This window comes from Paraburkholderia ultramafica, assembly GCF_902859915.1.
GTDB classification, from domain to species: domain Bacteria; phylum Pseudomonadota; class Gammaproteobacteria; order Burkholderiales; family Burkholderiaceae; genus Paraburkholderia; species Paraburkholderia ultramafica.
The window spans coordinates 14,011-36,811 of the sequence record NZ_CADIKK010000044.1; the positions used below are offsets into that span (position 1 = coordinate 14,011).

The 22,801-nt window shown below is 62.0% G+C and carries 18 protein-coding genes and 1 pseudogene; 14 read left to right on the plus strand and 5 right to left on the minus strand.

Features of this window, described 5'->3' with window-relative positions:
- Window positions 1-124: 124 nt before the first annotated feature.
- The 7 genes from HV744_RS31585 to HV744_RS31615 all read left to right on the plus strand — a co-directional run bounded on the left by HV744_RS31585 (window position 125) and on the right by HV744_RS31615 (window position 8,740).
- Window positions 125-1,735 carry a gamma-glutamyltransferase family protein gene (locus HV744_RS31585; protein WP_175153249.1) on the plus strand — a complete coding sequence of 537 codons (1,611 nt, stop codon included), beginning with the start codon at window positions 125-127 and terminating at the stop codon, window positions 1,733-1,735.
- Between the two features lie 111 nt (window positions 1,736-1,846).
- Window positions 1,847-3,136, plus strand: coding sequence for an oxalate/formate MFS antiporter (gene oxlT / locus HV744_RS31590; protein WP_175153250.1), 1,290 nt, complete (start codon window positions 1,847-1,849; stop codon window positions 3,134-3,136).
- A 944-nt stretch (window positions 3,137-4,080) separates the two neighbouring features.
- Window positions 4,081-5,535, plus strand: coding sequence for a catalase (locus HV744_RS31595; protein ID WP_175153277.1), 1,455 nt, complete (start codon window positions 4,081-4,083; stop codon window positions 5,533-5,535).
- A 69-nt stretch (window positions 5,536-5,604) separates the two neighbouring features.
- Window positions 5,605-6,219 carry an ankyrin repeat domain-containing protein gene (locus HV744_RS31600; RefSeq protein WP_175153251.1) on the plus strand — a complete coding sequence of 205 codons (615 nt, stop codon included), beginning with the start codon at window positions 5,605-5,607 and terminating at the stop codon, window positions 6,217-6,219.
- A gap of 172 nt (window positions 6,220-6,391) precedes the next feature.
- Window positions 6,392-6,862, plus strand: coding sequence for a hypothetical protein (locus tag HV744_RS37785; protein WP_246279287.1), 471 nt, complete (start codon window positions 6,392-6,394; stop codon window positions 6,860-6,862).
- Window position 6,863: 1 nt separating this feature from the next.
- Window positions 6,864-8,009 (plus strand): MFS transporter, encoded by a 1,146-nt coding sequence (locus HV744_RS31610; protein WP_246279288.1) that lies wholly within the window; start codon window positions 6,864-6,866, stop codon window positions 8,007-8,009.
- 200 nt (window positions 8,010-8,209) lie between these two features.
- Window positions 8,210-8,740, plus strand: a complete 531-nt coding sequence (locus HV744_RS31615; protein ID WP_175153253.1) for a c-type cytochrome — start codon at window positions 8,210-8,212, stop codon at window positions 8,738-8,740.
- A 126-nt stretch (window positions 8,741-8,866) separates the two neighbouring features.
- Here the strand turns inward: HV744_RS31615 and HV744_RS31620 are convergent, their stop codons facing one another.
- Complete coding sequence (locus HV744_RS31620; RefSeq protein WP_175153278.1) at window positions 8,867-9,658, minus strand: DeoR/GlpR family DNA-binding transcription regulator; 792 nt, start codon at window positions 9,656-9,658, stop codon at window positions 8,867-8,869.
- A 345-nt stretch (window positions 9,659-10,003) separates the two neighbouring features.
- On the opposite strand from HV744_RS31620, the gene HV744_RS31625 reads away from it, so the two are divergent.
- The 6 genes from HV744_RS31625 (at window position 10,004) to HV744_RS31650 (ending at window position 16,222) form a co-directional block, all read left to right on the plus strand.
- Window positions 10,004-10,996: a 2-keto-3-deoxygluconate permease gene (locus tag HV744_RS31625; RefSeq protein WP_175153254.1), complete on the plus strand. Its 993-nt coding sequence runs from the start codon at window positions 10,004-10,006 to the stop codon at window positions 10,994-10,996.
- The gene (locus tag HV744_RS31630; protein WP_175153255.1) at window positions 10,993-12,339 is read left to right on the plus strand and encodes a four-carbon acid sugar kinase family protein; all 1,347 of its coding nucleotides are present in this window, start codon (window positions 10,993-10,995) and stop codon (window positions 12,337-12,339) included. The genes HV744_RS31625 and HV744_RS31630 overlap by 4 nt, the downstream gene beginning before the upstream one ends.
- Entirely contained in the window at window positions 12,336-13,337 is a 1,002-nt protein-coding gene (gene pdxA, locus HV744_RS31635; protein WP_175153256.1) for a 4-hydroxythreonine-4-phosphate dehydrogenase PdxA, read from the plus strand. Before HV744_RS31630 ends, pdxA begins: the two co-directional genes overlap by 4 nt.
- Window positions 13,338-13,423: 86 nt before the next feature.
- Complete coding sequence (locus HV744_RS31640) at window positions 13,424-14,044, plus strand: TetR/AcrR family transcriptional regulator (protein WP_175153257.1); 621 nt, start codon at window positions 13,424-13,426, stop codon at window positions 14,042-14,044.
- Window positions 14,045-14,123: 79 nt separating this feature from the next.
- Window positions 14,124-15,278, plus strand: coding sequence for an alcohol dehydrogenase (yqhD, locus tag HV744_RS31645; RefSeq protein ID WP_175153258.1), 1,155 nt, complete (start codon window positions 14,124-14,126; stop codon window positions 15,276-15,278).
- A gap of 41 nt (window positions 15,279-15,319) precedes the next feature.
- Window positions 15,320-16,222, plus strand: coding sequence for an NAD(P)-dependent oxidoreductase (locus tag HV744_RS31650; protein WP_175153259.1), 903 nt, complete (start codon window positions 15,320-15,322; stop codon window positions 16,220-16,222).
- A gap of 80 nt (window positions 16,223-16,302) precedes the next feature.
- Here HV744_RS31650 and HV744_RS31655 read toward each other — a convergent pair.
- The 4 genes and pseudogenes from HV744_RS31655 to HV744_RS31670 all read right to left on the minus strand — a co-directional run.
- Window positions 16,303-16,815 (minus strand): annotated as a pseudogene (locus HV744_RS31655) (IS3 family transposase); the annotation flags it as partial.
- A gap of 437 nt (window positions 16,816-17,252) precedes the next feature.
- Window positions 17,253-17,489 (minus strand): hypothetical protein, encoded by a 237-nt coding sequence (locus tag HV744_RS31660; protein WP_175153260.1) that lies wholly within the window; start codon window positions 17,487-17,489, stop codon window positions 17,253-17,255.
- A gap of 26 nt (window positions 17,490-17,515) precedes the next feature.
- Window positions 17,516-19,174 carry a thiamine pyrophosphate-binding protein gene (locus HV744_RS31665; RefSeq protein WP_175153261.1) on the minus strand — a complete coding sequence of 553 codons (1,659 nt, stop codon included), beginning with the start codon at window positions 19,172-19,174 and terminating at the stop codon, window positions 17,516-17,518.
- Window positions 19,167-20,408 carry an MFS transporter gene (locus tag HV744_RS31670; RefSeq protein ID WP_175153262.1) on the minus strand — a complete coding sequence of 414 codons (1,242 nt, stop codon included), beginning with the start codon at window positions 20,406-20,408 and terminating at the stop codon, window positions 19,167-19,169. Before HV744_RS31670 ends, HV744_RS31665 begins: the two co-directional genes overlap by 8 nt.
- A 527-nt stretch (window positions 20,409-20,935) precedes the next feature.
- Here HV744_RS31670 and HV744_RS38105 point away from each other — a divergent pair.
- The gene (locus HV744_RS38105; RefSeq protein ID WP_175153263.1) at window positions 20,936-22,618 is read left to right on the plus strand and encodes a methyl-accepting chemotaxis protein; all 1,683 of its coding nucleotides are present in this window, start codon (window positions 20,936-20,938) and stop codon (window positions 22,616-22,618) included.
- Window positions 22,619-22,801 lie beyond the last annotated feature (183 nt).

Below are 22,801 nucleotides of genomic sequence, written 5' to 3' on the forward strand. Positions count from 1 at the left end.
CACCGCCGCATGGGCCGCCTCGCACAAAATCCAGATACAGCGCGCATGAGCCGGTGACTCGCGTCCTGGCACACTTCTCGCGTAACAGATGGGTATGTATACAAGCAAAAAACTCCCATCAAATATGTCATCTGGTTTTCTGAATCCGCTGCGCGCCACGCGCGGTATGGCCGTCGCGCCCCACGCACTTGCAGCGCAAAGCGCGTTGGCGATCATGCGCGACGGCGGCAATGCTGTCGAAGCCATGATTGCCGCTGCCGCGACCATCGCCGTCGTCTATCCGCACATGAACAGCATTGGCGGCGACGGCTTCTGGCTGATCTCGCGTCCTGGTGCCGAGCCGGTCGGAATCGAGGCATGCGGCGCGGCCGCACTTGCCGCCACGATCGACGCGTACCGCTCGCGCGGACATGCGGCGATTCCGACGCGCGGCCCGCTTGCTGCGAACACCGTCGCGGGCACCGTGTCCGGTTGGCAACTCGCGCACCGCTGGTCGCATGACGTGCTTGGCGGCAGGCTGCCCGTCAAGCGGCTGCTCGAAGACGCCATTCACTACGCGAAGTCCGGCGTGCCCGTCACGCGCAGCCAGGCGCGATGTGTCGACAGCCGACGTGCCGAACTGAGTCCGATCGACGGTTTCGCGGATACCTTTCTGCATGACGGCCGCGCGCCTGCAACGGGCGAGCGCTTCGTCGCACCGCGTCTCGCCGCGGCGCTGGAGCACCTCGCCGAAGCGGGTCTCGACGACTTTTATCGCGGCGATCTCGCGCGCAGCATCGCGAGCGATCTTCAATCCGCCGGTTCGCTGCTTGCGCTCGGCGATCTCGAACGGCACGAGGCACGCTTGCGCAAGCCGCTCACGCTGCAACACTCGCTCGGCACGCTTTACAACATGCCGCCGCCGACACAGGGCCTCGTGTCGCTGCTGATTCTCGGCATTCTCGACCGCGTGCTGACGAAGGACATGGATCCGCTCGGACCCGAGTTCGTTCATGCATGCGTCGAGGCAACCAAGCTGGCTTTCGCCATTCGCGACGCGTACGTGACCGATCCCGATCACATGACGGTCGACCCCGCCACGCTGCTCGAACCGGCTGCGCTCGACGCGATGGCCGCGCGCGTATCGCCGACGCGAGCCGCGCCCTGGGGCGCCGGTCGTGGACCCGGCGACACCGTCTGGCTGGGCGTCACGGATAGCGACGGCGTGGCGGTGAGTTTCATCCAGAGCATTTATCACGAGTTCGGCAGCGGCATCGTCCTGCCGGGCTCGGGCATCAACTGGCAGAACCGTGGCTGCAGTTTCTCACTCGACGAGCACGCGCTCAATCCGCTGATGCCGCGGCGCAGGCCGTTTCACACGCTCAATCCGGCGCTGGCGCGCTTTGCCGATGGCCGCACGATGGTGTACGGCAACATGGGCGGAGACGGTCAACCGCAATCGCAAAGCGCGGTGTTTTCACGCATCGCGAACTTCGGCTGGAATCCACAGGCGGCAATCGACGCGCCTCGCTGGCTGCTCGGCCGCACATGGGGACAGTCGACCGACACGCTCAAGCTCGAACCACGCTTCGCCGCGGACACGGCAGCGGCACTCACCGCACTCGGCCACGAGGTCGAGATGATGGCGCCTTACGATGAAGCGATGGGGCATGCGGGTGCAATCGTTCGGCATCCCGATGGATCGATTGAAGCGGGCTACGACCCGCGTAGTGACGGGGCCGCTGCGGGCTGGTAGACACCGCGCGCTTTTTCCCAAACGAATCGCAGTTCCGGCCTTTGAGGCCCGGAGGGCGCTGCACGTCTTGCGCATGCCGGCTGGCATGCGCGCTGGAAACGGAGAAACACCATGAACACACGCTCGCAACCAATGACGCCGGCTATCGGGAATGTCTCGACGTCCACCACGCATAACCGCTGGATTCAACTTGGGCTGGGTCTCGTCTGCATGATGGCGATCTCGAGTCCGCAGTACGTCTGGACGTTGATGACCAAACCGCTCGCCGCGAAACTGGGCATCGCGATGCCTGAACTGCAGGTGACGTTCTCGCTGCTGATCATTCTGCAGACATTTTTTTCGCCGTTTCAAGGCAAGCTGATCGACCGCTTCGGTCCGCGTATGCTGATTTCGATCGGCACGGTGATGTCCGGCCTGAGCTGGGTGTTCGCATCGCAAGTACAGAGTGTGCCGATGCTCTATCTGACCTATGGCGTGATCGGCGGCCTCGGCACGGGCATCGTGTATGTCGGCGTCGTCGGGCTGATGGTGCGCTGGTTTCCCGCGCAGCGCGGCTTCGCGGCGGGCGCTGTCGCCGCGGGCTATGGCATGGGCGCGATCGTCACGACGTTTCCGATCGCGTCGTCGCTGCAAGCGCGCGGTGTCGAAGCAACGCTGTGGATGTTCGGCATCGCGTTCGCGGTTGTCGGGCTGCTGGCATCGCAGGGCTTGCGTGTGCCGCCCGCGCACGATGACGCCGGCGCGAATGTGAATGACGCGGGTTCGGCAGTGGCGAATCTGCGCCCGTCGCAGACGCTCAGGACGCCGATCTTCTGGCTGATGTTCGCGATGATGGCGATGATGTCGACCTCCGGCCTGATGGTCACGTCGCAAATGGCTACCTTCGCCGCCGATTTCGGCGTGACCAAAGTGCTCGTGTTCGGCATGGCGGCGCTTCCGCTTGCGCTGACGATCGACCGTTTCACGAACGGGCTCACGCGGCCGCTTTTCGGCCTGGTGTCCGACCGGTTCGGCCGGGAAAACACGATGTTCTTCGCGTTCGCGCTGGAAGGCGTTGCGATGACACTGTGGCTGTTCACACGCGATAACGCGGTGCTGTTCGTGTTGCTCTCCGGCGTGGTGTTCTTCGGTTGGGGCGAAATCTTCTCGCTGTTCCCGTCGACGCTGACGGACACGTTCGGCACGCGGCACGCTACGGAAAACTATGGCTGGCTCTACATTTCGCAGGGGATCGGTTCGATCCTGGGCGGCCCGCTCGCGGCGCTGATGCACCAGCACGCGGGTAGCTGGTTGCCGGTGTTCGGCGCTGCGATCACGCTCGACATCGTGACCGCATTGCTCGCGATCGCAGTGCTCAAGCCGATGCGCCGCCGTTTTCTCGCCGCACCGCGCCGCGTTTGACGAGGAGCGGCCCCTTGTCTCTTGCGTGATCTTATTGTCATTGAGCGCACGCCCTTCATGGGCGTGCCGCAAATTACGTCGGGCAGGCGAGCAGCTGGATTATGTCGTTTTCGCACGTCATACCCGGAACGTAACTTCACTTCACCGGGCATCGCGACCAGAAGACCGGTTCGGTCGTCGACAGTCCTCGGTCTGCCTGTGTTCGCGTGCAGACAAAGCGCATGCGACACGTATCGGCTTTGAACGGACTAGCCGTTCGTAAATGGACGCGCTCGGGCTCTTGTATCGTCGCGTCGCGAGGTCTCCCTCCTTCATCGTGGGCTTATTTTTCGCAATTCCTCAATCAGGATTGGCAAGGGCCGGGCAGTGGGCGTCGAATTCCTCAGTATGCGGTCATGCTTTATGATTCGAATTTCCGGCAATTTAAGAAATAATTAAATATCCTCCGGATCTCAATCGGGCAGTGGAGTTCTATAAAAACACTCGCGAAATGCGATAAATGAAGTTTGCATTCCTCGATGTGTCGAGGCGAGTGACGCGTCCGGGCTGCCGGAGTTCCGTGCACGGCACCGGTACGACACTGCTCCAGGCATGGAGCCTGGCTATTATTGAGGAAAGAGGCATGCAGGAAGACCTTGGATGAGCAATTTCATTGAAATTGCGAACAGCCTTTTGATTTGATTATTTTTTAATATATTTGCAATTATTTTATGATTGTTGATTTTTTCAAAATAATGCAATTATTTAAAATGTTGATGCAAATAGAATTGCTATTGATGTGATAGAAAAAAGAGATTGGATGGGTGGGTATCTGAGTCATACGATTGCACCGGTTTCCCCCTGACCAGGAATAAAACGTGAAGAAAGTAAAGACACAGATTGCAGCCAGTATTTTTTCGATCGTCTCGGTAATTGCGACCGCTCAGTCGGCGTATGCCGTGGATATGACCCAGGATAGCGGATCGCCGGTCGGCGACAACCAGAACTCGCAGACGGCGGGCCCGGAAGGTCCAGTCCTGTTGCAGGACTCTCATCTTATCGAGAAGCTGCAGCGCTTCGACCGTGAGCGGATCCCGGAGCGCGTCGTGCATGCGCGTGGCACTGGTATTTTTGGCGAGTTCGTGCCGAGCACGGACCTCAGTTCGCTGACCACGGCACAGGTGTTCACACCGGGAACGAAGACCCCGGTCTTCGTTCGATTCTCTACGGTGATGGGCTATCGCGGTTCGCCCGAGCAGGCGCGCGACCCACGCGGTTTCGCTATCAAGTTCTACACGCAGCAGGGCAATTGGGACATGGTCGGCATCAACTGGCCGATCTTCTTCATTCGGGACGCCATCAAATTTCCTGACTTCGTGCACGCGAACAAGCCATCGGCGGTGACCGGCGTGCAGGACCCGAATCTGGCGTTCGATTTTTTTGCCCACTCGCCTGAGGCGACGAACATGCTCACGCACCTTTACACGGACGCGGGCATGCCGGATTCGTATCGTCATATGGATGGCTACGGCGTGCATGCCTTCAAGTTCGTCAATGCGAAAGGCGAAGTTCACTACGTGAAGTTTCACTGGAAGAGCCGCCAGGGTGTCGAAGGCATTCGTCCCCAGGATATCCCGCATTCGATCGGCGCCGACTGGAACTTGATGACCAACGATCTGTACAACTCGGTTAAGGCGCGTTCATATCCGCAGTGGGACCTTTACATCCAGGTGCTCTCGCCGAAAGACCTGGATAAGTTCGATTTCGATGCGCTCGACGACACCAAGGTGTGGCCGTCTTCCATTCCGGAGCAAAAGGTCGGCACGATGACGCTCAACCGCGTTCCGGACAACTATTTCGACTCCACGGAAGAATCGGCATTTGCGCCGTCGCGGCTGGTGCCGGGAATCGAGCCTTCCGAGGACCGGATGTTGCAGGGCCGTTTGTTCTCCTATGCGGACACGCAGATGTATCGCCTCGGTCCGAACTATAACCAGTTGCCGATCAACCGCCCGGTCATCCCGGTCTACAACAACAACCAGGATGGCTTGATGAACGGGGGAGACCGGAAGGGCGAAGTGAACTACGAGCCATCCGGAATCGCCGAAATCGCGCAGCAGGACAAGTACAAGTCCGTGCAGACGCCGCTCAAGGGGACAACCCAGCAAAGAGCGATTCACAAGACGCTCGACTTCCGTCAGGCTGGCGAGTACTACCGGACGCTGTCCGAGACGGACAAGGCGGACCTGATCACGGCGTTGTCGGGCGACCTTGGCCATGTCACTAACGACGCCAACAAGTACGCGATGCTCTCCTACTTCTATAAGGCTGATGCCGATTACGGTACCCGCCTCGCGCGTGCGACCAATGCGGATGTCGCGCGCGTGAAGGATGCGGCGGCACACCTGAGCGACAACTGAAGCACGGCGGGGGGCCTGCGCAAGCAGGCTTCCCCGCTGATTGGAGATGCTTTTTCCACGGAGGACGTAATGCGATGGTCTTTTACTGCCCGGCACCTTGTTCGTACCGGGACGGTCGCCATCCTGAGCGCACTGTTGACCGCGAGTTGCGCGCAGCATGTGTATCAGACAGGAACCTACTCGGCCGCGACGCCAACGCAGCATTACACCGATGACTGGTTTGCCGCGGCGCGTACGGGGCGCACGGATATCGTGCAGGCGTTGATCGATGCTCATTTCCCGCTCGAGGCAACGACTTCCGAAGGGTATACCGCGCTGATTCTTAGCGCGTATGACAATCACCCGGAGACATTGAAGGCACTTCTCTCTGCCGGTGCCAACGCTTGCGCAGCCGACCGTCACGGCAACACGGCGCTGATGGGCGCGCTCTACAAAGGCGAGACGGACATTGCAAAGGTGTTGCTCGACACCCGTTGCGACATCGATCAGACGAACAACGCGGGCGAAACAGCGCTGTCGTTTGCCGCGCTATTCGGCCGCCTCGACATGATTCCGGTGCTTGTCGCGCATGGCGCGAACGCCAATCATGTCGATGCGCGCGGCGGAACTGCGTTGCAAATGGCGATTGCACAACACAATCCGTCTGCGGAAGAAGCGCTGCGCCAGGTCGGCGCGACACAATGAGACGTGATCCAGGAGCCGTCTTTCACGCCGCGTCGACCCTCTGCAAAGCAAGTGATTGCAATGCCTCGACAACCAGGCCTTCAGCACGGCGTCGATGCGGGCGACCCGGTAGTCAGTGAAGTTCGACTGCTCTGCTGCCCCCTGACCGAACGTCAGATCGCATCCTGGTCGAATGCGATCTGAAAGACGGCGACGTGCCCATCGGACGGGCAGGCGAGCCGATTATTTCAGTGGCATCCGGCGATCACAAGAAGGCACCGGGCGGTTTCATACTTTCCCCACGAAAACTAATTGCTACGACGGCGCTTGCGAGTACGAAAACCCACAAAAGAAAACCGACGACCTCGCGCGGAACATCATCGAGCAGATCGCGGACAAGTGGACGATCCTCGTGATCGATATGCTCGGCACGCATGGCGAGATGCGTTTTTCGCGGTTGCGCGAGGTGCCCATCGCCTGGCGCATCCCTAAAGACGAGATCTACGTCGATCGCTCATCGTTGAGCCGCCAGCAGAGCCGTGAGATATTGCCCATAATTGCGCGCAGTCTTCGAGCAACCATTGGGACGTTTGATGCAAGCAGCTTCTGTGGTGCCGCGGTCCCCGATCGCATTTCTCGCCGTAGCGTTGGCGTTCGCCATTAACATGATGGGCACGACACTGCCGACGGCAATCTATCGGTACTATCAACTGAAGTTCGGTTTTACACCGACCGTCATTACGGTGATCTACGCCTCATATGCAGTCGGGGTGCTGGGTGCGCTGCTGCTGATCGGCAACTGGTCCGATCAGCTAGGCCGTCGGCGCATGCTACTCGCAGGGCTGTGTGCGTCCGCGGCGTCAGCGCTGGCTTTCCTGCTGAGCAGCGGATTGGCGCTGCTGATCCTGGGCCGTCTGTTGTCTGGCGTGTCGGCTGGCATCTTCACAGGAACCGCCACTGTAGCCGTGATCGAACTCGCGCCGCCTGCGTGGCGCGGCAAGGCGATGCTCGCGGCGACCGCCTCCAATATGCTGGGGCTGGGTTGCGGTCCGTTGCTAAGTGGCTTTCTCGTCGAACGCTTTCCCTGGCCCATGCAGTTGCCCTACGCGGTACATCTGGCGCTGGTTGGCGCCGCCGCACTCGCCGTGTCCGGCGTGCCGGAGACCGTCGCTATTCCAGCGCGGGTGAAGTTCGGCATCCAGAAGATTGCGCTTCCCGCCGAGGTGCGGCCCGTATTCATTCCCGCCGCGCTAGCCGGGTTTGCGGGGTTCGTCGTGGTCGGCTTCTTTGCGGCGGTGGCCCCTCAACTGATTCGGGTGGTGCTCGGCTTTCACAACGGTATCGTGACCGGCTCGATTGTGTTTCTGCTGTTCGCGTGCTCCGCTCTTGGGCAGATCGTTCAGACGTTCATAGCTGCCCGATGGCGGCAAGCAGCCGGGTGCATTGGGCTCGTGGTGGGACTGGTGTGTGTCGGCCTGTGCGTGCCGGCGCATTCACTCGGCGCGCTTTTACTCGGCACTGCCCTGGCGGGAATCGGGCAGGGCATCAGCTTGCGCGCCGGGTTGGGCGAGATCGCGTCCGTCGCGCCTGCGCACCGGCGCGCGGAAGTCACGTCGAGCTTTTTCGTCGTGCTCTATGTGGCGATCTCGCTACCCGTGATTGGACTCGGCATTGCCGTGCAGCACGCCGACATTCAACGTGCGACGCTGCTCTTCGTCGGCTTGACGATTGTTCTTGTGCTGATCGCGTTGTTCCTGCTGATGCGCGGGCAAACGAACCAGCGGTACAACGGCGAAGTGATTGGTGACTGAGCACAAGAACTCTCGCAGTTCGATCACGTTTTCGAGGGACATTCAGGCAAGATAACAGGACGGTAATCCAGGTGACGGAATCCGGTAACCGCGCACGCGCTACGATCGCTCGCTCATCTCCAGCGCTTTCATGACGTGTGAACACGCGTCGGGATGGGCCGACCAATCCACGCGCGAACAGCGACTCTGGAGTGTTTTACATGCAAATCCGTCATCCTGTTGCCAGTCTGGCTGCGACGATCGTCATCACGCTCATCCTGCTTGCAATTGGCGCGGTACTGTTCGGTTATTCGGGCGTGTACGACGTATCCGCCAGTTCGAAAGACAATCCGATGATTGCGTGGATGTTGCACTCGACCTACGAAGCGTCGTTACATCATCATGCGGGCAATGACGTGCCGCCTGGCGACCTGATGTCGCTGAAGAATATCGAGGCCGGCGCGCACTTCTACGATTCCACGTGCGCCGCTTGCCATGGTGTGCCAGGCAAACCGCTGAGCTTTATCGGACAGGGGATTCAACCGGCCGCACCCGCGCTGCTGGCCGCCACGCGCCGCAACAATCCCAAACTGATGTTTTGGGTCATCAAACATGGCATAAACATGACGGCCATGCCGAGTTTCGGAAAGACGCAAACCGATAAGACGATATGGCAGACGGCTGCGTTCCTCTACGACGCACGGGGCATAACCCAGCAAGGATACGAGACGCTCGTACACGGTTCAAAGTAGAGGTTTGGCGACCCGATTGACCCACCGACCGAGCCGATGGGCAGCAACGCGAAGCGTGCGCAGCGGCCTTGATGCGCGATGACGCGAATACCTGCAATCACACCGGCGCCGACCTCTTATGGGCTGCTAAGTCCGTTGCGTCTCATGCGCCTGCTGCGACGCGGTTTCGATCGTTACTTCGCCGCGCACCAGGAACGTCGCCAATTCCGGTGCTCCCGGTTGAGCATCCGTCACCAGGGTCCAGTCGCGTTCGAGTGGTGTCCAGTGCTGCTGGCTTGCGCGATCCAGTTTGTGCGATGTCACCAGCACGAAGACATTGGCCGCCTGCCGGATGATGCATTCCTTCAGATAGGCCTGCTCGGCGGTCGCCTCGCAGAGTCCACGGCCGGCGACTACGCCGTCCGCGCCCAGGAAGGCCTTGTCGACGGATAGGCGGTTCAATGCGATCTGCGCGAGTGGGCCCAGTGTGCTCATGCTCGAGGGTCGCAGGTCGCCGCCGATCAGCGTGACCGGGACTTCGCTGGATGCAAGCAGGCCAACGGCCAGCAGGTTGTTGGTCACCACCCGAATGTCGCGGCGGCCGGTCAGCAGCCGGGCCATTGCTGCGGTGGTGGTGCCGCCGTCGAGAAAGATGGTGTCGCCGTCCTGAACGTGGCTGACCGCCGCCTGCGCGATCGCATCCTTCTGCTCGCGGAAGCTTTCGCGGCGCAGATCGAGCGACTCCTCGGGTTCGTGAACTCCGACCGAGGCCGCCGCGCCGCCATACGTGCGCACGATGAGCCGTTCGTCGGCGAGCGCGCGCAAGTCGCGACGCACGGTTGCTTCGGACATGCCGAAATGCTCGCACAGGGCGCCGACGTCGTTCATGCCGGATAGGACGGCCTTTAGCATCGCCTCGCGGCGGTTCGTAACTTTCATTTTGATAAGCAGGTAGCGGGTCGTCCGGATCGGGCGGGCAAAAAGACGGGAAAAGCGCCGACGGGCGTAAGTGTAATCAAACCGGCTGGCGGGGCAATCGCTGTGGGCGTGGCGCGCGATGCCACAGCGTCGTCGCGGCATGCATGTGTTTTATCCCTATTTTGATCGATTCGATCATTTCTCCGTTCACGTCTCGACTGATACGGGCTGATGACGAGAAATGTACCAGTCCCACGCGTTACGTGTGATCGGATTGCGCACGGGCGTTTCGTCACGTACACTGTGAATGATCGATGTGATCAATAAGATGATCGAATCGGTCATTTGCTAAAAAAGGAGACACTGATGGCCCAACTTCCTATCAAACGCGCGATCGAACGCGTTCCGGGCGGGATGATGATCGTCCCGCTGCTATTCGGCGCACTGTTCGCCACCTTCTTGCCGGGCATGCCGAAGTTCTTCGGCTCGTTCACGAATGCGCTGTTTACCGGCGCGTTGCCGATTCTCGCCGTGTTCTATGTGTGCATGGGCTCGTCGATCGATGTGAAGGCGACCCCCTATCTGCTCAAGAAGGGTGGGGCGCTGTTCGTGGCGAAGGTTGGATCGGCGATTCTGGTGGGTGTCGTATTGGGCCACTTTTTGGGCGAGCAGCCGGTATCGTCCGGGCTGTTCGCGGGAATGTCGACGCTGGCGGTGGTCGCTGCGATGAACGACACGAACGGCGGCCTGTACATGGCGTTGATGGGCCAATATGGCAAGTCTGAAGACGTCGGTGCGTACACGATCATGTCGCTCGAATCCGGCCCGTTCCTGACGATGGTCACGCTCGGTGTGGCCGGGCTATCGGCGTTTCCGTGGCAGACGCTGGTTGGCAGCATCCTGCCGCTCGCGGCCGGCATGCTGCTCGGGAATCTGGACCGGGAAATGCGCAGTTTTCTCGGGCGCGCGGTGCCGGTGATGATTCCGTTCTTCGCCCTGGCGCTGGGCGCGAGCCTCGACCTGCACAAAGTGTGGCAGGCCGGCTTGCTCGGCATGGGCCTCGGCGTCGCGGTGGTGATCGTGACGGGCATCCCGCTCTATGTGACCGATCGCCTGACCGGCGGCACGGGTGTCGCAGGTGTGGCGGCAGCCAACACGGCAGGAAACGGAGCGGCTGTGCCCGCGCTGATCGCGGCAGCCAACCCGGTCTATGCGGAGGCCGCGAAAAGCGCGACCTTGCTGGTCGCCTCGTGCGTCGTCGTGACTGCGATCGTGTCGCCGATCCTCACTGCGGCCGTCGCAAAGCGGGCCGGCAAGCGTGCCGATGCCAACCGCGCTGCATTGGGGGCCACGCGGTGAGCAACACGAGCATTCTGATCATCGCCGACGACCTGTCCGGCGCCGCCGACTGCGCGATTGGGTTTGCCGGCGCGGGGCGCAACACGGTGGTCACGCTGAACGCGTCGCGCGCGATGGCCGCAGCGGAGGTAGTCGCGGTGGACACCGACACGCGCCGCATGCGCCCCGCCGAAGCAGCGCACTGCGCCAGCATCGCGTGGCTGGCGCAGCGCGCGCGCGGGCGACGCCTGTACAAGAAAATCGATTCGACCTTGCGCGGCAATTGGGCCGCGGAAGTGGCTGCGTTGCAGCCGCTCGCGGGCCTCGCCATCGTTGCCACGGCCTTTCCCGCCACCGGGCGCACCGTGCGCGAGGGCCGCGTATTCGTGCGCGGCGTGCCGCTCGAAAACACGGAAACGTGGAAGCTCGAACACGCCGCGCATTGCGCAGACCTCAACGCGATGGTCGAGGCCGCCGGATTGCGCACCGCAGCTCTGGGTATCGACGCGTTGCGTGGCGATCCCGCGGCGTTGCGCGATGCCATTGCCGCGCTGGCGAAGAGCGGCGCGCAGGCGCTTATCGTCGATGCGGAAACGGATGCGGATTTGAGGGCCCTCGCACAGGCGACGGCGGCAATGGACGAAGCCCTGTTTTGGGTCGGCTCTGGTGGTCTGGCTCGTGAACTGGCGTCGTTGAGCGATCTGTTCGAGGCTGCCACGGAAGCCGGACAGGACATACCGCCGAGGCCGGAGCAGCAGCAGGGAAGCGCGATCCTGATTCTGGTGGGCAGCCTGTCGGCCGTCTCGGAACAGCAATGCGCGATGTTGCGCGAGCGCGCGGGCGTTGCCGAACTGATCGTGCCGCCGGCCGTGCTGCGCGCGGGCGAGCGTCATCCGGAGTGGGCGGGCTGGCAAGCGCGCATCGGCGCGCATTTGGGCGGGTCCGCCGATTTGCTGGTGCGAATTGGCCGCGACGACCTGTTCGATCCCGCCGAGGGCGCGCAATTATCGGCGGCGCTCGCTTTGCTCGTCGCACCGTTCTTCGGACATCTGAGCGGCCTGGTCGCGACTGGCGGCGAAACCGCGCGCGCGATGTTCGTTGCAGCCGGTATTGATAGCCTGCAATTGCTTTCGGAAATCGAGCCGGGCGTGGCGGTGGGCCGCCCGCACGGTCACCCGGGCCTCAGCGTCGTGACCAAAGCCGGTGCTTTCGGCAGCAAGCACGCGCTCTATGGCGCCTACCTTCATCTGCGGGGCACACCGGAGTCCGCTTACAGCGAGTCCGGATCGACTCACCCGAGCGGCACAACGACATCTTCGCCCGCGCGCGAAGCGAACCAACGTCATTCAGGCAAAACATCATGAGCAACTATCTTCCAGTCATCGGCATCACGATGGGCGACGCAGCGGGTGTAGGTCCGGAAATCGTCGTCAAGAGCTTGACGCACGAGTCCGTTTACCGGCAATGCCGTCCGCTTGTCATCGGCGATGCGGCGCGCCTCGAGCAGGCCATCCGGATTGTCGGCGGCAGCACGCAAGTGCGCCGCATCGCGAAGCCGTCAGATGCGCAATACGCACGGGGCACCATCGACTGCATCGACCTCGCGCTAATTCCCGCCGACTTGCCCTTCGGCACGCTGTCGGCGCTCGCAGGCGACGCCGCGTATCGGTACATCGCGCGCGCCGTCGAACTCGCGAAGGCGGACGAGATCGATGCGATCTGCACCGCCCCGTTGAACAAGGAAGCGTTGCACGCCGGCGGTCACAAGTATCCCGGCCACACCGAAATGCTCGCGCATCTCACGGGCATCGAGGAGGTGTCGATGATGCTGGTCGCACCGAAACTGCGCGTGATCCACGTGACCACGCACATCGGCATTATCGATGCGATCCGCAAGATCGAGCCGGGTCTCGTGCAACGTACGATCGAGCGAGGTCACGCGACGCTGGTGAAGGCGGGCATTGCCAATCCGCGCATCGCCGTGTGCGGCATCAACCCGCATGCCGGCGAAAACGGGCTGTTCGGTTATGGCGAGGAAGAGGAAAAGATCGTTCCGGCCGTGCAGGTCCTGCGTGAACGCGGCTGGGATATCGAAGGCCCGCTGCCCGCCGATACGCTGTTCTTCCGTGCGGGACGCGGCGACTTCGATCTGGTGGTGGCGATGTATCACGATCAGGGGCACGGCCCGGTCAAGGTGCTCGGCCTCGAAGCCGGCGTCAACGTGACGGTCGGTTTGGACGTGATCCGTACTTCGGTCGATCACGGCACGGCGTTCGATATCGCGGGTAAAGGCATCGCTGACGAACGCAGCCTGCTCGAAGCACTGCGCCAGGGCGCCGAACTCGCTACGCGCCGCGCCTGACGCGACTTGAAAACGATGCAGGTGCAAGGTGCCGCCCGCTCGCACGGAGCGTGCACCGTGTCTTTGAGGCTGTAGTTGTAATGGTTATGCACACACGAAGCACTGAAGACTTTCGCGAAAGGCTCCTGGAAGCGGGTGTCGCGCTGTTCGCCGAAACGGGTTATCACGGCACCGGCATAAAAGACATTGTCGAGCGTGCCCGCGTGCCGAAGGGCTCGTTCTACAACTACTTCGAAAGCAAAGAAGCGTTCGGCGCGGCGATCCTGCACCACTACGCGCAGGAGCAGGCCGCGGAATGGAAGCGGTATTCGCTCGAAGCGGCGTCATCCGATCCGCTACTGGCGCTTCGCGGTATCTACGAGCGCATCGTTGCCGACTACGAAGACTGTGAAGACCGTTGCGGTTGCCTGATTGGCAACTTTGCGGGCGAGATCGCGCAGTCGAGCGATCTGTGCCGGGTCGCTGCGCGCAGCACGGTCGCTGAATGGCGTATTGGCTGCACCCACTATCTGCGGCGCGGCCAGGAATACGGCTCCGTGCGGCGTGATCTTTCGGCCGATGCGATGGCTGACCTGTTCTGGAACGCATGGGAAGGCAGCCTGCTGCGCATGAAGCTGGATGACTCGGTGGAGCCGCTGAAGGCTTGTGTGCATTCGATGTTCAATCTGTTTTTCAAATCCCCTCAGCAACGGTCGTCGCCGGTCTGAACCACGTCGGGTTTCGATCCGGGCAAGCGTTCATTCCGTTTAAGACGACCGGTCATTTCTATGTAAGAAGCGAGATTCCATGCAGAACTTTACGTTTCATAACCCTACACGAATCATTTTTGGCGAAGGCCAGATTGCCGCACTCGACGCGCACGTCCCGCCCGACGCCCGGGTGCTGATTACCTTCGGCGGCGGCAGCATCAAGAGCAACGGTGTGCTCGTGCAAGTGCAGGCGGCGCTCGGTGACCGCGCGTGGCATGTGTTTGGCGGCATCGAGCCGAATCCCACTTACGAAACACTGATGGAAGCGGTTGCGCTTGCCCGCGAAAAAAACATCGATTTTCTGCTGGCGGTGGGCGGTGGCTCGGTGATTGATGGCACCAAGTTTATTGCGGCGGCACTGAGGTTCGACGGCGAGCCGTGGGACATTCTCGCGAAGCAGGTCGAGGTTTGCGACGCAATGCCGTTCGGCACCGTGTTGACGCTGCCCGCCACCGGTTCGGAGATGAACAATGGCGGCGTGATTAGCCACCGCGCGAAAGGCGACAAGCTGCCGTTCCGTAGCGATGCGACCTATCCGGTGTTCTCGGTGCTCGATCCGGTCACGACCTATTCGTTGCCGCCGCGGCAGATCGCCAACGGTGTCGTCGATGCGTTCGTTCATATCGTCGAGCAGTACCTGACCTACCCGGTGGATGCCAGGGTGCAGGACCGCTTTGCCGAAGGCCTGCTGATCACGCTGACCGAGGTAGGCCCGCAAGCGCTCGCCGAGCCGCACAACTATGCGGTGCGAGCCAACCTGATGTGGACGGCGACGCTGGCGCTGAACGGCTTGATCGGCGCCGGCGTGCCGCAGGACTGGGCGACCCACATGCTCGGCCACGAGATTACGGCGCTGCACGGACTCGATCACGCACAAACGCTCGCCATCGTTCTGCCGGCCATGCTGAGCGCACGCCGCGAATCGAAGCGAGCGAAGTTGCTGCAATACGCCGAACGAGTCTGGAACATCACCGAGGGCAGCGAGGACGAGCGTGTCAGCGCGGCAATTACGGCGACCCGCGTGTTCTTCGAACGCATGTCGGTGGGGACCCGTTTGCGCGACTACCAGATCGGGGGGCAGTCGATCAGCACACTGATCGCGAAGCTCGGAGAGCATGGGATGACGGCATTGGGCGAACACGGCGACGTGACGCTCGACGTGAGCCGGCAGGTCTATCAACTTGCAGTCTGAACAGGCCCGCATCCGCGAGGCCAATTATCTGGAATGTCATCATGAAAATTGGATTTGTAGGGCTTGGCTCGATGGGCGCCGCGATCGCGAAGAACCTGATCGAGTCCGGGCATGAAGTTCAGGTTTTCAACCGTAGTCCTGCGCGTGCCGAACCGCTGCGCGAAGCAGGCGCGAGCGTCGCATCGAGTCCCGCGCAGGCGGCCCTTTCGGCTGACGCGGTGTTCACGATGGTGGCCGACGATGCCGCGCACGAAGCGGTCACGTTCGGTGAGGCGGGCATCGCCACTACGCTGAAGCCGGGCGCGTTGCACATCTCGATGAGCACGATCAGTGTCGCCACTGCCCAGGACCATGCGGCGAAGTACCGTGAAGCGGGTCTCGCCCTGGTGTCCGCGCCGGTGTTCGGCCGGCCCGATGCCGCGGCGGCGCGCAAGCTGTTCATCATGGCGGCAGGCGCGGACGAGCACCTCAAGGTTGCCGTGCCGCTTCTCGAAACGCTTGGACAGTCGGTCGGCATTGTCGGCAACGATCCTTCGCAGGCCAACCTGGTGAAGCTGATCGGCAATTTCATGTTGTCAGTGATCATCGAAACGCTGGGCGAAGCGTGTGCTGTAGCGGGCAAGGCCGGGATCGACCCGATGCATCTGGTTGAGCTGTTGACGAGCGCAAACTTCAATGCGCCGCCATATAAGATCTACGGCTCGCTAATTGCCTCGCAGCAATTCCAGCCGCCTGGCTTCTCGTTGCCGCTCGGCCAGAAGGACAATCGCCTGATGCTGGCGGCCGCCGAGGCACTTGGTGTTCCGCTGCCGCTGGCAAGTCTCGTGCATGACCGTTTCCTGACGTTGCGTTCGCAGGGGCTGGGCGCGGAACATGACTGGTCGGCGGTGGCGCTTTGTGCGTTGTCCGACGCGGGCTTGAGTAACCTGCTTCACGGAGGCTGAGCGCAATGGTCGAATGCCGCTCGCTGCGAGCGGCATTCGACGTGTTTCGAGAGACGCACCTCGAACACGCCTGATGCAGGCTTGGAGCTGCACCTCATCTGGCTGCCCCGGTCGCTGTGCACGATTCCGCCAGCTTCAGGGCGGCGCCGGAACCACGCCATGCGCAATGCGTCCGTGACCAGTTCGGCCTTCATGTGCGGCTGCATCGACCAGCCCACCACCTGCCGACTGAACAGGTCGATGATGACCGCGAGGTACACCCAGCCCTCGGCTGTCGCCAGATACGTGATGTCGGTCGTCCAGACCTGGTTAGGTGCTGTGGCAGTGAAATTGCGCTCCAGCAGATTGGGAGCCACCGGCAAATCGTGGTTCGAGTTTGTCGTCGCGATGTATTTGCGCTTGTGGCGGGCTCGAATGCCATGCTGCGCCATCAGCTTGCGAACCCGCTCCTTGCCTGCGCGCACGCCATGCGCGAGCAGTTCCTTCCACATGCGAGGCCAGCCGTATTCGCCCTTGACCTACGCGTGAATCGCCTTGATGTGCGCAAGCAGTGCATCGTCGCTCACTCGGCTTCGGTGCGGCTTGTCGCTCGCTTTGCCTTGCTTGTCATCGTTCTTCTCCTTGCTTGAGTTTACCTGCTCAGCAAGGGATTCGTTTTTCGGGGCCAAGCTCAGAGCTTTTAACTGCTGCGCGAGTAAACGCGAGACAAACGAGGCAGTTGTGCCAGCAGGCTGTAACCAAAATCGTTCAAGCCGAACCGATGCGACAACAGCAGTCAAGTAACGTATGCACGGTACTGCCTTCCGCCGCCGTGATCGAAGAGGTCGAAGCCGGGCGCCTGAAGCGCTTTCGCCTTGAGAACCCCGCGATCAGTCGCGAGGTCGCCATTGTGTGGCCACAGAACCGCGTGCTGCCCAACGGCCTGTGGGAAGTCACAAAGATCATCCGGCGGTGCGCATCCGCTCTCGTTAGCGAGGGCGCATGGCCGGGCACCAGGATGACGCCAGCCGCCATGCCCGAGCCCCCGCGCTCAAGGCTTGACGAACTGCCCGTCGCGCAGGCGCCAGATGCCTAGCGGGTTGCGCTGCTGCAATGGCTCCGGCAGCAGCGCATCAGGCACGTTCTGGGCCTCCGCAAGATCGCAAGCCTCGCCGACATCGGCTTGGTCTGTCCCACCGAAAGCGGGTGCCAGCGTTTCGCCAATTGCCGTGGTCAGCACATGTAGCACGCCATTGAGACCATTGCGCGACCGTCGGCCGATCGTCATTTCACCGGGAAAATTCGGATTGCTTGTCAATTCAGGCGATTGTTCGGGGTAGTCTGCTTGGGATCGACGCGCAATTCGATGAGCGCAGGCACGCCGGCATCTCGTGCCCGCTCGAACGCCGCAGGGAAATCCGCCGTGCGCTCGACGCGCTCAGCATGCGCGCCGAAGGCTTTCGCCAGCGCGATGAAGTCTGGATTAGCCAGTTCGGTAGCGGAAATACGACCCGGATACTCGCGCTCCTGATGCATGCGAATCGTTCCGAGCATACTGTTGTTGACCACAATCACCACGAGCGGAGCATGGAACTGCATCGCCGTAGCCAGTTCCTGCGGATACATCATGAAACAGCCGTCGCCGGCGAAACATACGACAGTGCGTTCCGGCTGCCGCAGCTTCGCCGCGACAGCAGCAGGAAAGCCGTAGCCCATCGCGCCGTTGGTCGGCGCGAGCTCAGTCGCCCGTTGCCGATAGCGGAAGAAGCGATGCACCCATACAGTGTAGTTGCCCGCGCCATTCGCGATCACGGCGTCATCTGGCAGCACTTCGCTGAGATATCCAACCACGCTTGCCATGTCGACGCCGGCGAGTTCGGGGCTTGCCTGCGGCGGCGTCGAGTGGGCAACGTAGTCCGCGTGGGCGGCTTCGGTCCACGCTTGCCACGGGCGCACGGTGACGGGCGGCAGCATGTCTAGTGCGCCGGCGAACGCGCGCATGCCGGCGTTGATCGGCAAACGCGCCTGATAGACCCGACCCAGTTCCTGCGGATCGGCGTGCACATGGACGAGTGCCTGGCGCGGCGCCGGGCTTTGCACGACGCTGTAACCCGACGAGGTCACCTCGGCCAGCCGCGAGCCGAACACGAGCAGCAGGTCGGCATCGCGCGCGCGTTCAGCGAGTTTTGGTGACACGCCGAGACCAAGCTGGCCGACATAGTGCGGGTCGCGGTTGTCGAACAGGTCCTGACGGCGAAAAGATGCGGCCACCGGCAGATCGTTATCGACCACGAAGCGCTTCAACGACTCGCAAGCAGCGTCATCCCAGCCCGTGCCACCCAGCACCACCAGCGGCCGGCTGGCACCGGCCAGCAAGGTCCGCAGTTCGGCCATCGCGGCGGCATCCGGCGCAGCCTGGGCAACGCGCACCGGCGGCGCATCTTCGACGACGCCCGAGCCGAACAGCACGTCTTCCGGCAAGCCGACCACCACCGGACCAGGACGCCCTGCAAGCGCCACGCTGAATGCGGTTGCGACAATCTCCGGAATGCGCTCGAGGCTGTCGATCTCGGTGACCCATTTCGCGAGGCCGCCGAACATCTGCCGGTAGTTGACTTCCTGGAAGCCTTCGCGCCCGACGAAGCCGCGCTCGACCTGACCGACGAACAGGATCATCGGCGTCGAGTCTTCACGGGCGGTGTGCACGCCGTTACTGGCATGGGTGGCACCCGGGCCGCGCGTGACGAAGCAGATGCCGGGCCGGCCGGTCAGCTTGCCGTACGCGTCTGCCATATTCGACGCAGCGCCTTCGTGACGGTTGACGATGGTCCGGATTCCGCTGGCGTCGTGCAGCGCGTCGAGCACCGGGAGATAGCTCTCGCCGGGAACGCAGTAGACCGTGTCCACGGCGTTGCGTACCAGCGCGTCGACCAGAATTTGTCCGCCGCTACGCGGCTTTGCGTTTTCAGACATGGACTTCAAGCTCCTTGTTGCGGGTTTCTGGCAGGAAGATGGCGACGACGAACACCAGCACGTAGGACAGCGCGGCCCACACGCCGATCGACGGAGCCAGCCCCATCGACGTGCTGGTCATGCCGACCGCAGCCGGCACCATTGCGCCGATTCCCCTGCCGGAGTTGTATGAGAAGCCACCGGCGCTGCCGCGGATCTGGGCAGGAAAAAGTTCGGTGAAGCAGGCGCCCATGCCGGACACAATGCCCGACTGGAACAACCCGAGTGGAAAGCCGAGGAGCAGCAGAATCGTCATCGGCAACTTCAGTTGCGTGTACAACAGCACGGTGAGCGTTGCGCCGGCGGCCGACAGCGCGAACGTCTTGCGACGACCTAGCCCGTCGCTGAGATGGGCCATGCCGACGTAGCCGCAAAACGATCCGAAGATATTCACGGCCAGATACGCGGTGGTCATGCTCACGGTCAGACCCTGGGTCTGGCGCAGATAGGTGACGAGCCACGTGAGAATCGTGTAGTTTCCGCCCAGCGCGCCGGCTGCCATCAGCGACGCGAAGGCCGTGAGCCGGAAGACACCGGGGGAGAAGATCAATGCGAACGTCCCGAACAGGCCGATTTTCTCGCGATAAACGGCAGCGGCCTCAAAGGCTTCGGACTCTTTGATGTTGCGGCGCATCCACAGAACCAGCAGACCGGGCAGCAGCCCGAGCAGAAATAGTACGCGCCAGGCCATGCTTTCCGGCAGCGCGCTATAGAGTGCCCAATAGGCCAGTGACGCCAGTGCATAGCCTACAGGCCAGCCGGCCTGGACCGAGCCGACCGCCCGGCCGCGAATGCGCCTGTCGACCACTTCGCCGATCAGGATCGCGCCGGCCGCCCATTCGCCGCCGAAGCCGAGACCCTGCAGGCTGCGGGTGAACAGCAGTTGGTGAAACCCGTGTGTGAAGGCCGAGAGACCGGTAAACAGCGAAAACCAGAGGATGGCCAGCTTCAGGACGCGCACGCGGCCGATACGGTCGGCCAATAGACCTGCGATCACGCCGCCGATAGCCGACGAAATGAGCGCCGAGGTGCCGATGACGCCGGCCTGGGTCTTCGTCATTCCCCAGACCGTCAGCAACGTCGGAATGACGAAGGCGAAGAACTGAACATCCATCGCATCGAGGACCCAGCCGAGAAAACATGCCCAGAAGGTCCGGCGCTGAGCCGGTGCCATGCTGCTGTACCACGACTGCATCTGCGATCTCCATTCTGCGACGACGTCAGCCTTGTTCCCGTCATGTGCCGGTCGCGTTTTGTAAGGATGGACAGCACCGCGGAGTATGACGACAACGCCCGTTTGACTCATGGCGCCAGCTGCATACCAGCTATGAGGCGGATGCGGGGGGCACGACCACCTGAACTGAAAACACCGAGCTAATATTTGGCGAGCCGACAGTCGCCGCGAACGAGTACACGCCGCCCGTTAGCGCTGGCCACGCAATTGGGCTCGCTCTGTGCTGATGGCCTGAGTGGTTTCAGAAGCATGAAAGAAGAAGATGAACAGACTGTCTCGCCTGCGCGCGCAGGATGGGTCCAGCGAGGGGCGCAGCGCTGCACCCTTAATAATTCGCCTGATCTGGCCGTAATTCATTCGAGACAAATTAACTCGGCTTTTTGTCTCCCTACGTTATCCCTAAGCGCCCTCCGGTATCCCAACCCGAAGCCTCTGCCTTGCGGACTAGCGGAGCCAGCCATTCCATCAATCTCACTTCTTCTGTCACCATGTTCAAGAACGTAAGTATCCGGGTCCGCCTGGCGCTGGCGATGAGTTTTCTCGGAGCGCTGCTGATCGTCGGCGGCGTCATGGGCGTCGCCGGTGTGTCGATGAGTAACGCGGATCTGCAGGAGCTTTATTCCAACGATCTCGCATCTTCAGCCGCGCTCGGTCGGGCAAGCGTTTCACTGGCGAGAGCGCGTCTCTTTCTGTTTCGCATTGCGCTCGATCCGACCAGTTCAGGCGTGCCCGAGCAAACGGAGAACGCCCGTGATCAGCTCGCCGCGTCGAAGAAGGCGTGGGACGCGTATCGCGCGCTGTCGTTCTCTGGTCCCGATGAAGCGCGTCGCGCGGCCGACGTGAATGCGAAGTTTGATGCACTCGTCGCAAAGGGCACAGAGCCGATGTTCAGCGCGATTGCCACGCATGATGCGGCGAAGATTACCGACGTTACCTTGCACATGCGGGCATCGCTGTTCAGCGATGTGACCAATGGGATGGATGCACTTGACCGGATCCAGGTCACTACAGCGCGGGCGACGTTTGATGCCGCGCAGGCCCGCTTCCACTGGTTCGTCGGTGTAGCCATCGCCGGCGTTCTGACAGCGCTCGGTGCGGCGGCGTTCGCATGGTGGTCACTGCAGCGGGCAATCGGCGCGCCACTTGCCCAGGCGTTGGACCATTTCAGGGCAATTGCCGACGGCGACCTGACCACGCAGGTCGAGGTCCGCACGGGCGACGAGATGGGACAGCTGATGAGCGGCCTGCAGGCGATGCAACGCAAACTGGTGCAAACGATCCGGGTCGTGCGCGAGGGCTCGCGGTCGATCGACACCGCCGCACAGGAAATTTCGGCCGGCAACCTGGACCTGTCGCAACGGACCGAAGAGCAGGCCGCCTCGCTGGAGGAAACCGCCTCGTCCATGGAGGAACTGACTTCGACGGTTCGCCAGAACGCCGACAACGCCAGGCAGGCCAACCAGGTGGTGAGCAGCACGGCGCTGCTGACCGAGCAGGGCAATCTCGCGGCGCAGGAAGTAGTCCAGACGATGCGGGGGCTATCCGACGCGTCCGGCAAGATTGCGGAAATCACCGGCGTGATCGAAGGGATCGCGTTTCAGACCAATATCCTGTCCTTGAATGCGGCCGTTGAGGCCGCGCGCGCGGGCGAGCAGGGGCGTGGATTCGCGGTGGTCGCCAGCGAAGTGCGCTCGCTGGCACAACGCAGCGCCACCGCGTCAAGAGAGATCAAGGAACTGATCGCGGATTCGCTGACTCGCGTCGAAACTGGCGCGCGGCAAGTGGACCGCGCAACGCAGACGATGGCGGACATTCTGGCTTCGGTGCGAAAAGTCAGTGATCTGATGGGTGAGATTGCCGCCGCGTCCGAAGAACAGTCGAAGGGTATCGAACAGGTCAATCAGGCGGTTGCGCAAATGGATCAGGTGACCCAGCAGAATGCGGCGCTGGTCGAGCAGGCGTCTGCGTCGGCGCTGTCGCTTAAGGAGCAGGCCGGTCAGCTCGAGACCACTGTTTCGGTATTCCGGCTCCAGGCCGCATCCGCCGAGAACCCTTTGGCTTCTCCCAGACGGGCCGCCATGCCGGTAGCCAGAAAAGCGGTGGTCTCCGGCACGCAACGCACGAGGCATGCTGCCCCAGCGAGCACCGCACCGACTGCCGACCACAGCTAAGAATGGGATGCCTTTTGAGTTCGGGTGAACGTGATCGTGCATACCATCCTCGCCACGCTCGGACACAAATTCCATGACACCTGTGCGCAGGATGATGCCAGCGTTATTGACGAGGACATTCACGTTCCCCGCCCAACAGTTTATGACCTCGACCGTGTTGCGCCAACCTGCTGCACGCATCAG

Bases quoted from the DNA above. Each gene is read 5' to 3' on its own strand.
- HV744_RS31585 (WP_175153249.1), top strand. From the start codon at position 125: ATGTCATCTGGTTTTCTGAATCCGCTGCGCGCCACGCGCGGTATGGCC.
- oxlT (WP_175153250.1), top strand. From the start codon at position 1,847: ATGAACACACGCTCGCAACCAATGACGCCGGCTATCGGGAATGTCTCG.
- HV744_RS31595 (WP_175153277.1), top strand. From the start codon at position 4,081: ATGACCCAGGATAGCGGATCGCCGGTCGGCGACAACCAGAACTCGCAG.
- HV744_RS31600 (WP_175153251.1), top strand. From the start codon at position 5,605: ATGCGATGGTCTTTTACTGCCCGGCACCTTGTTCGTACCGGGACGGTC.
- HV744_RS37785 (WP_246279287.1), top strand. From the start codon at position 6,392: ATGCGATCTGAAAGACGGCGACGTGCCCATCGGACGGGCAGGCGAGCC.
- HV744_RS31610 (WP_246279288.1), top strand. From the start codon at position 6,864: ATGATGGGCACGACACTGCCGACGGCAATCTATCGGTACTATCAACTG.
- HV744_RS31615 (WP_175153253.1), top strand. From the start codon at position 8,210: ATGCAAATCCGTCATCCTGTTGCCAGTCTGGCTGCGACGATCGTCATC.
- HV744_RS31620 (WP_175153278.1), bottom strand. From the start codon at position 9,658: ATGAAAGTTACGAACCGCCGCGAGGCGATGCTAAAGGCCGTCCTATCC.
- HV744_RS31625 (WP_175153254.1), top strand. From the start codon at position 10,004: ATGGCCCAACTTCCTATCAAACGCGCGATCGAACGCGTTCCGGGCGGG.
- pdxA (WP_175153256.1), top strand. From the start codon at position 12,336: ATGAGCAACTATCTTCCAGTCATCGGCATCACGATGGGCGACGCAGCG.
- HV744_RS31640 (WP_175153257.1), top strand. From the start codon at position 13,424: ATGCACACACGAAGCACTGAAGACTTTCGCGAAAGGCTCCTGGAAGCG.
- yqhD (WP_175153258.1), top strand. From the start codon at position 14,124: ATGCAGAACTTTACGTTTCATAACCCTACACGAATCATTTTTGGCGAA.
- HV744_RS31650 (WP_175153259.1), top strand. From the start codon at position 15,320: ATGAAAATTGGATTTGTAGGGCTTGGCTCGATGGGCGCCGCGATCGCG.
- HV744_RS31660 (WP_175153260.1), bottom strand. From the start codon at position 17,489: ATGACGATCGGCCGACGGTCGCGCAATGGTCTCAATGGCGTGCTACAT.
- HV744_RS31665 (WP_175153261.1), bottom strand. From the start codon at position 19,174: ATGTCTGAAAACGCAAAGCCGCGTAGCGGCGGACAAATTCTGGTCGAC.
- HV744_RS31670 (WP_175153262.1), bottom strand. From the start codon at position 20,408: ATGCAGTCGTGGTACAGCAGCATGGCACCGGCTCAGCGCCGGACCTTC.
- HV744_RS38105 (WP_175153263.1), top strand. From the start codon at position 20,936: ATGTTCAAGAACGTAAGTATCCGGGTCCGCCTGGCGCTGGCGATGAGT.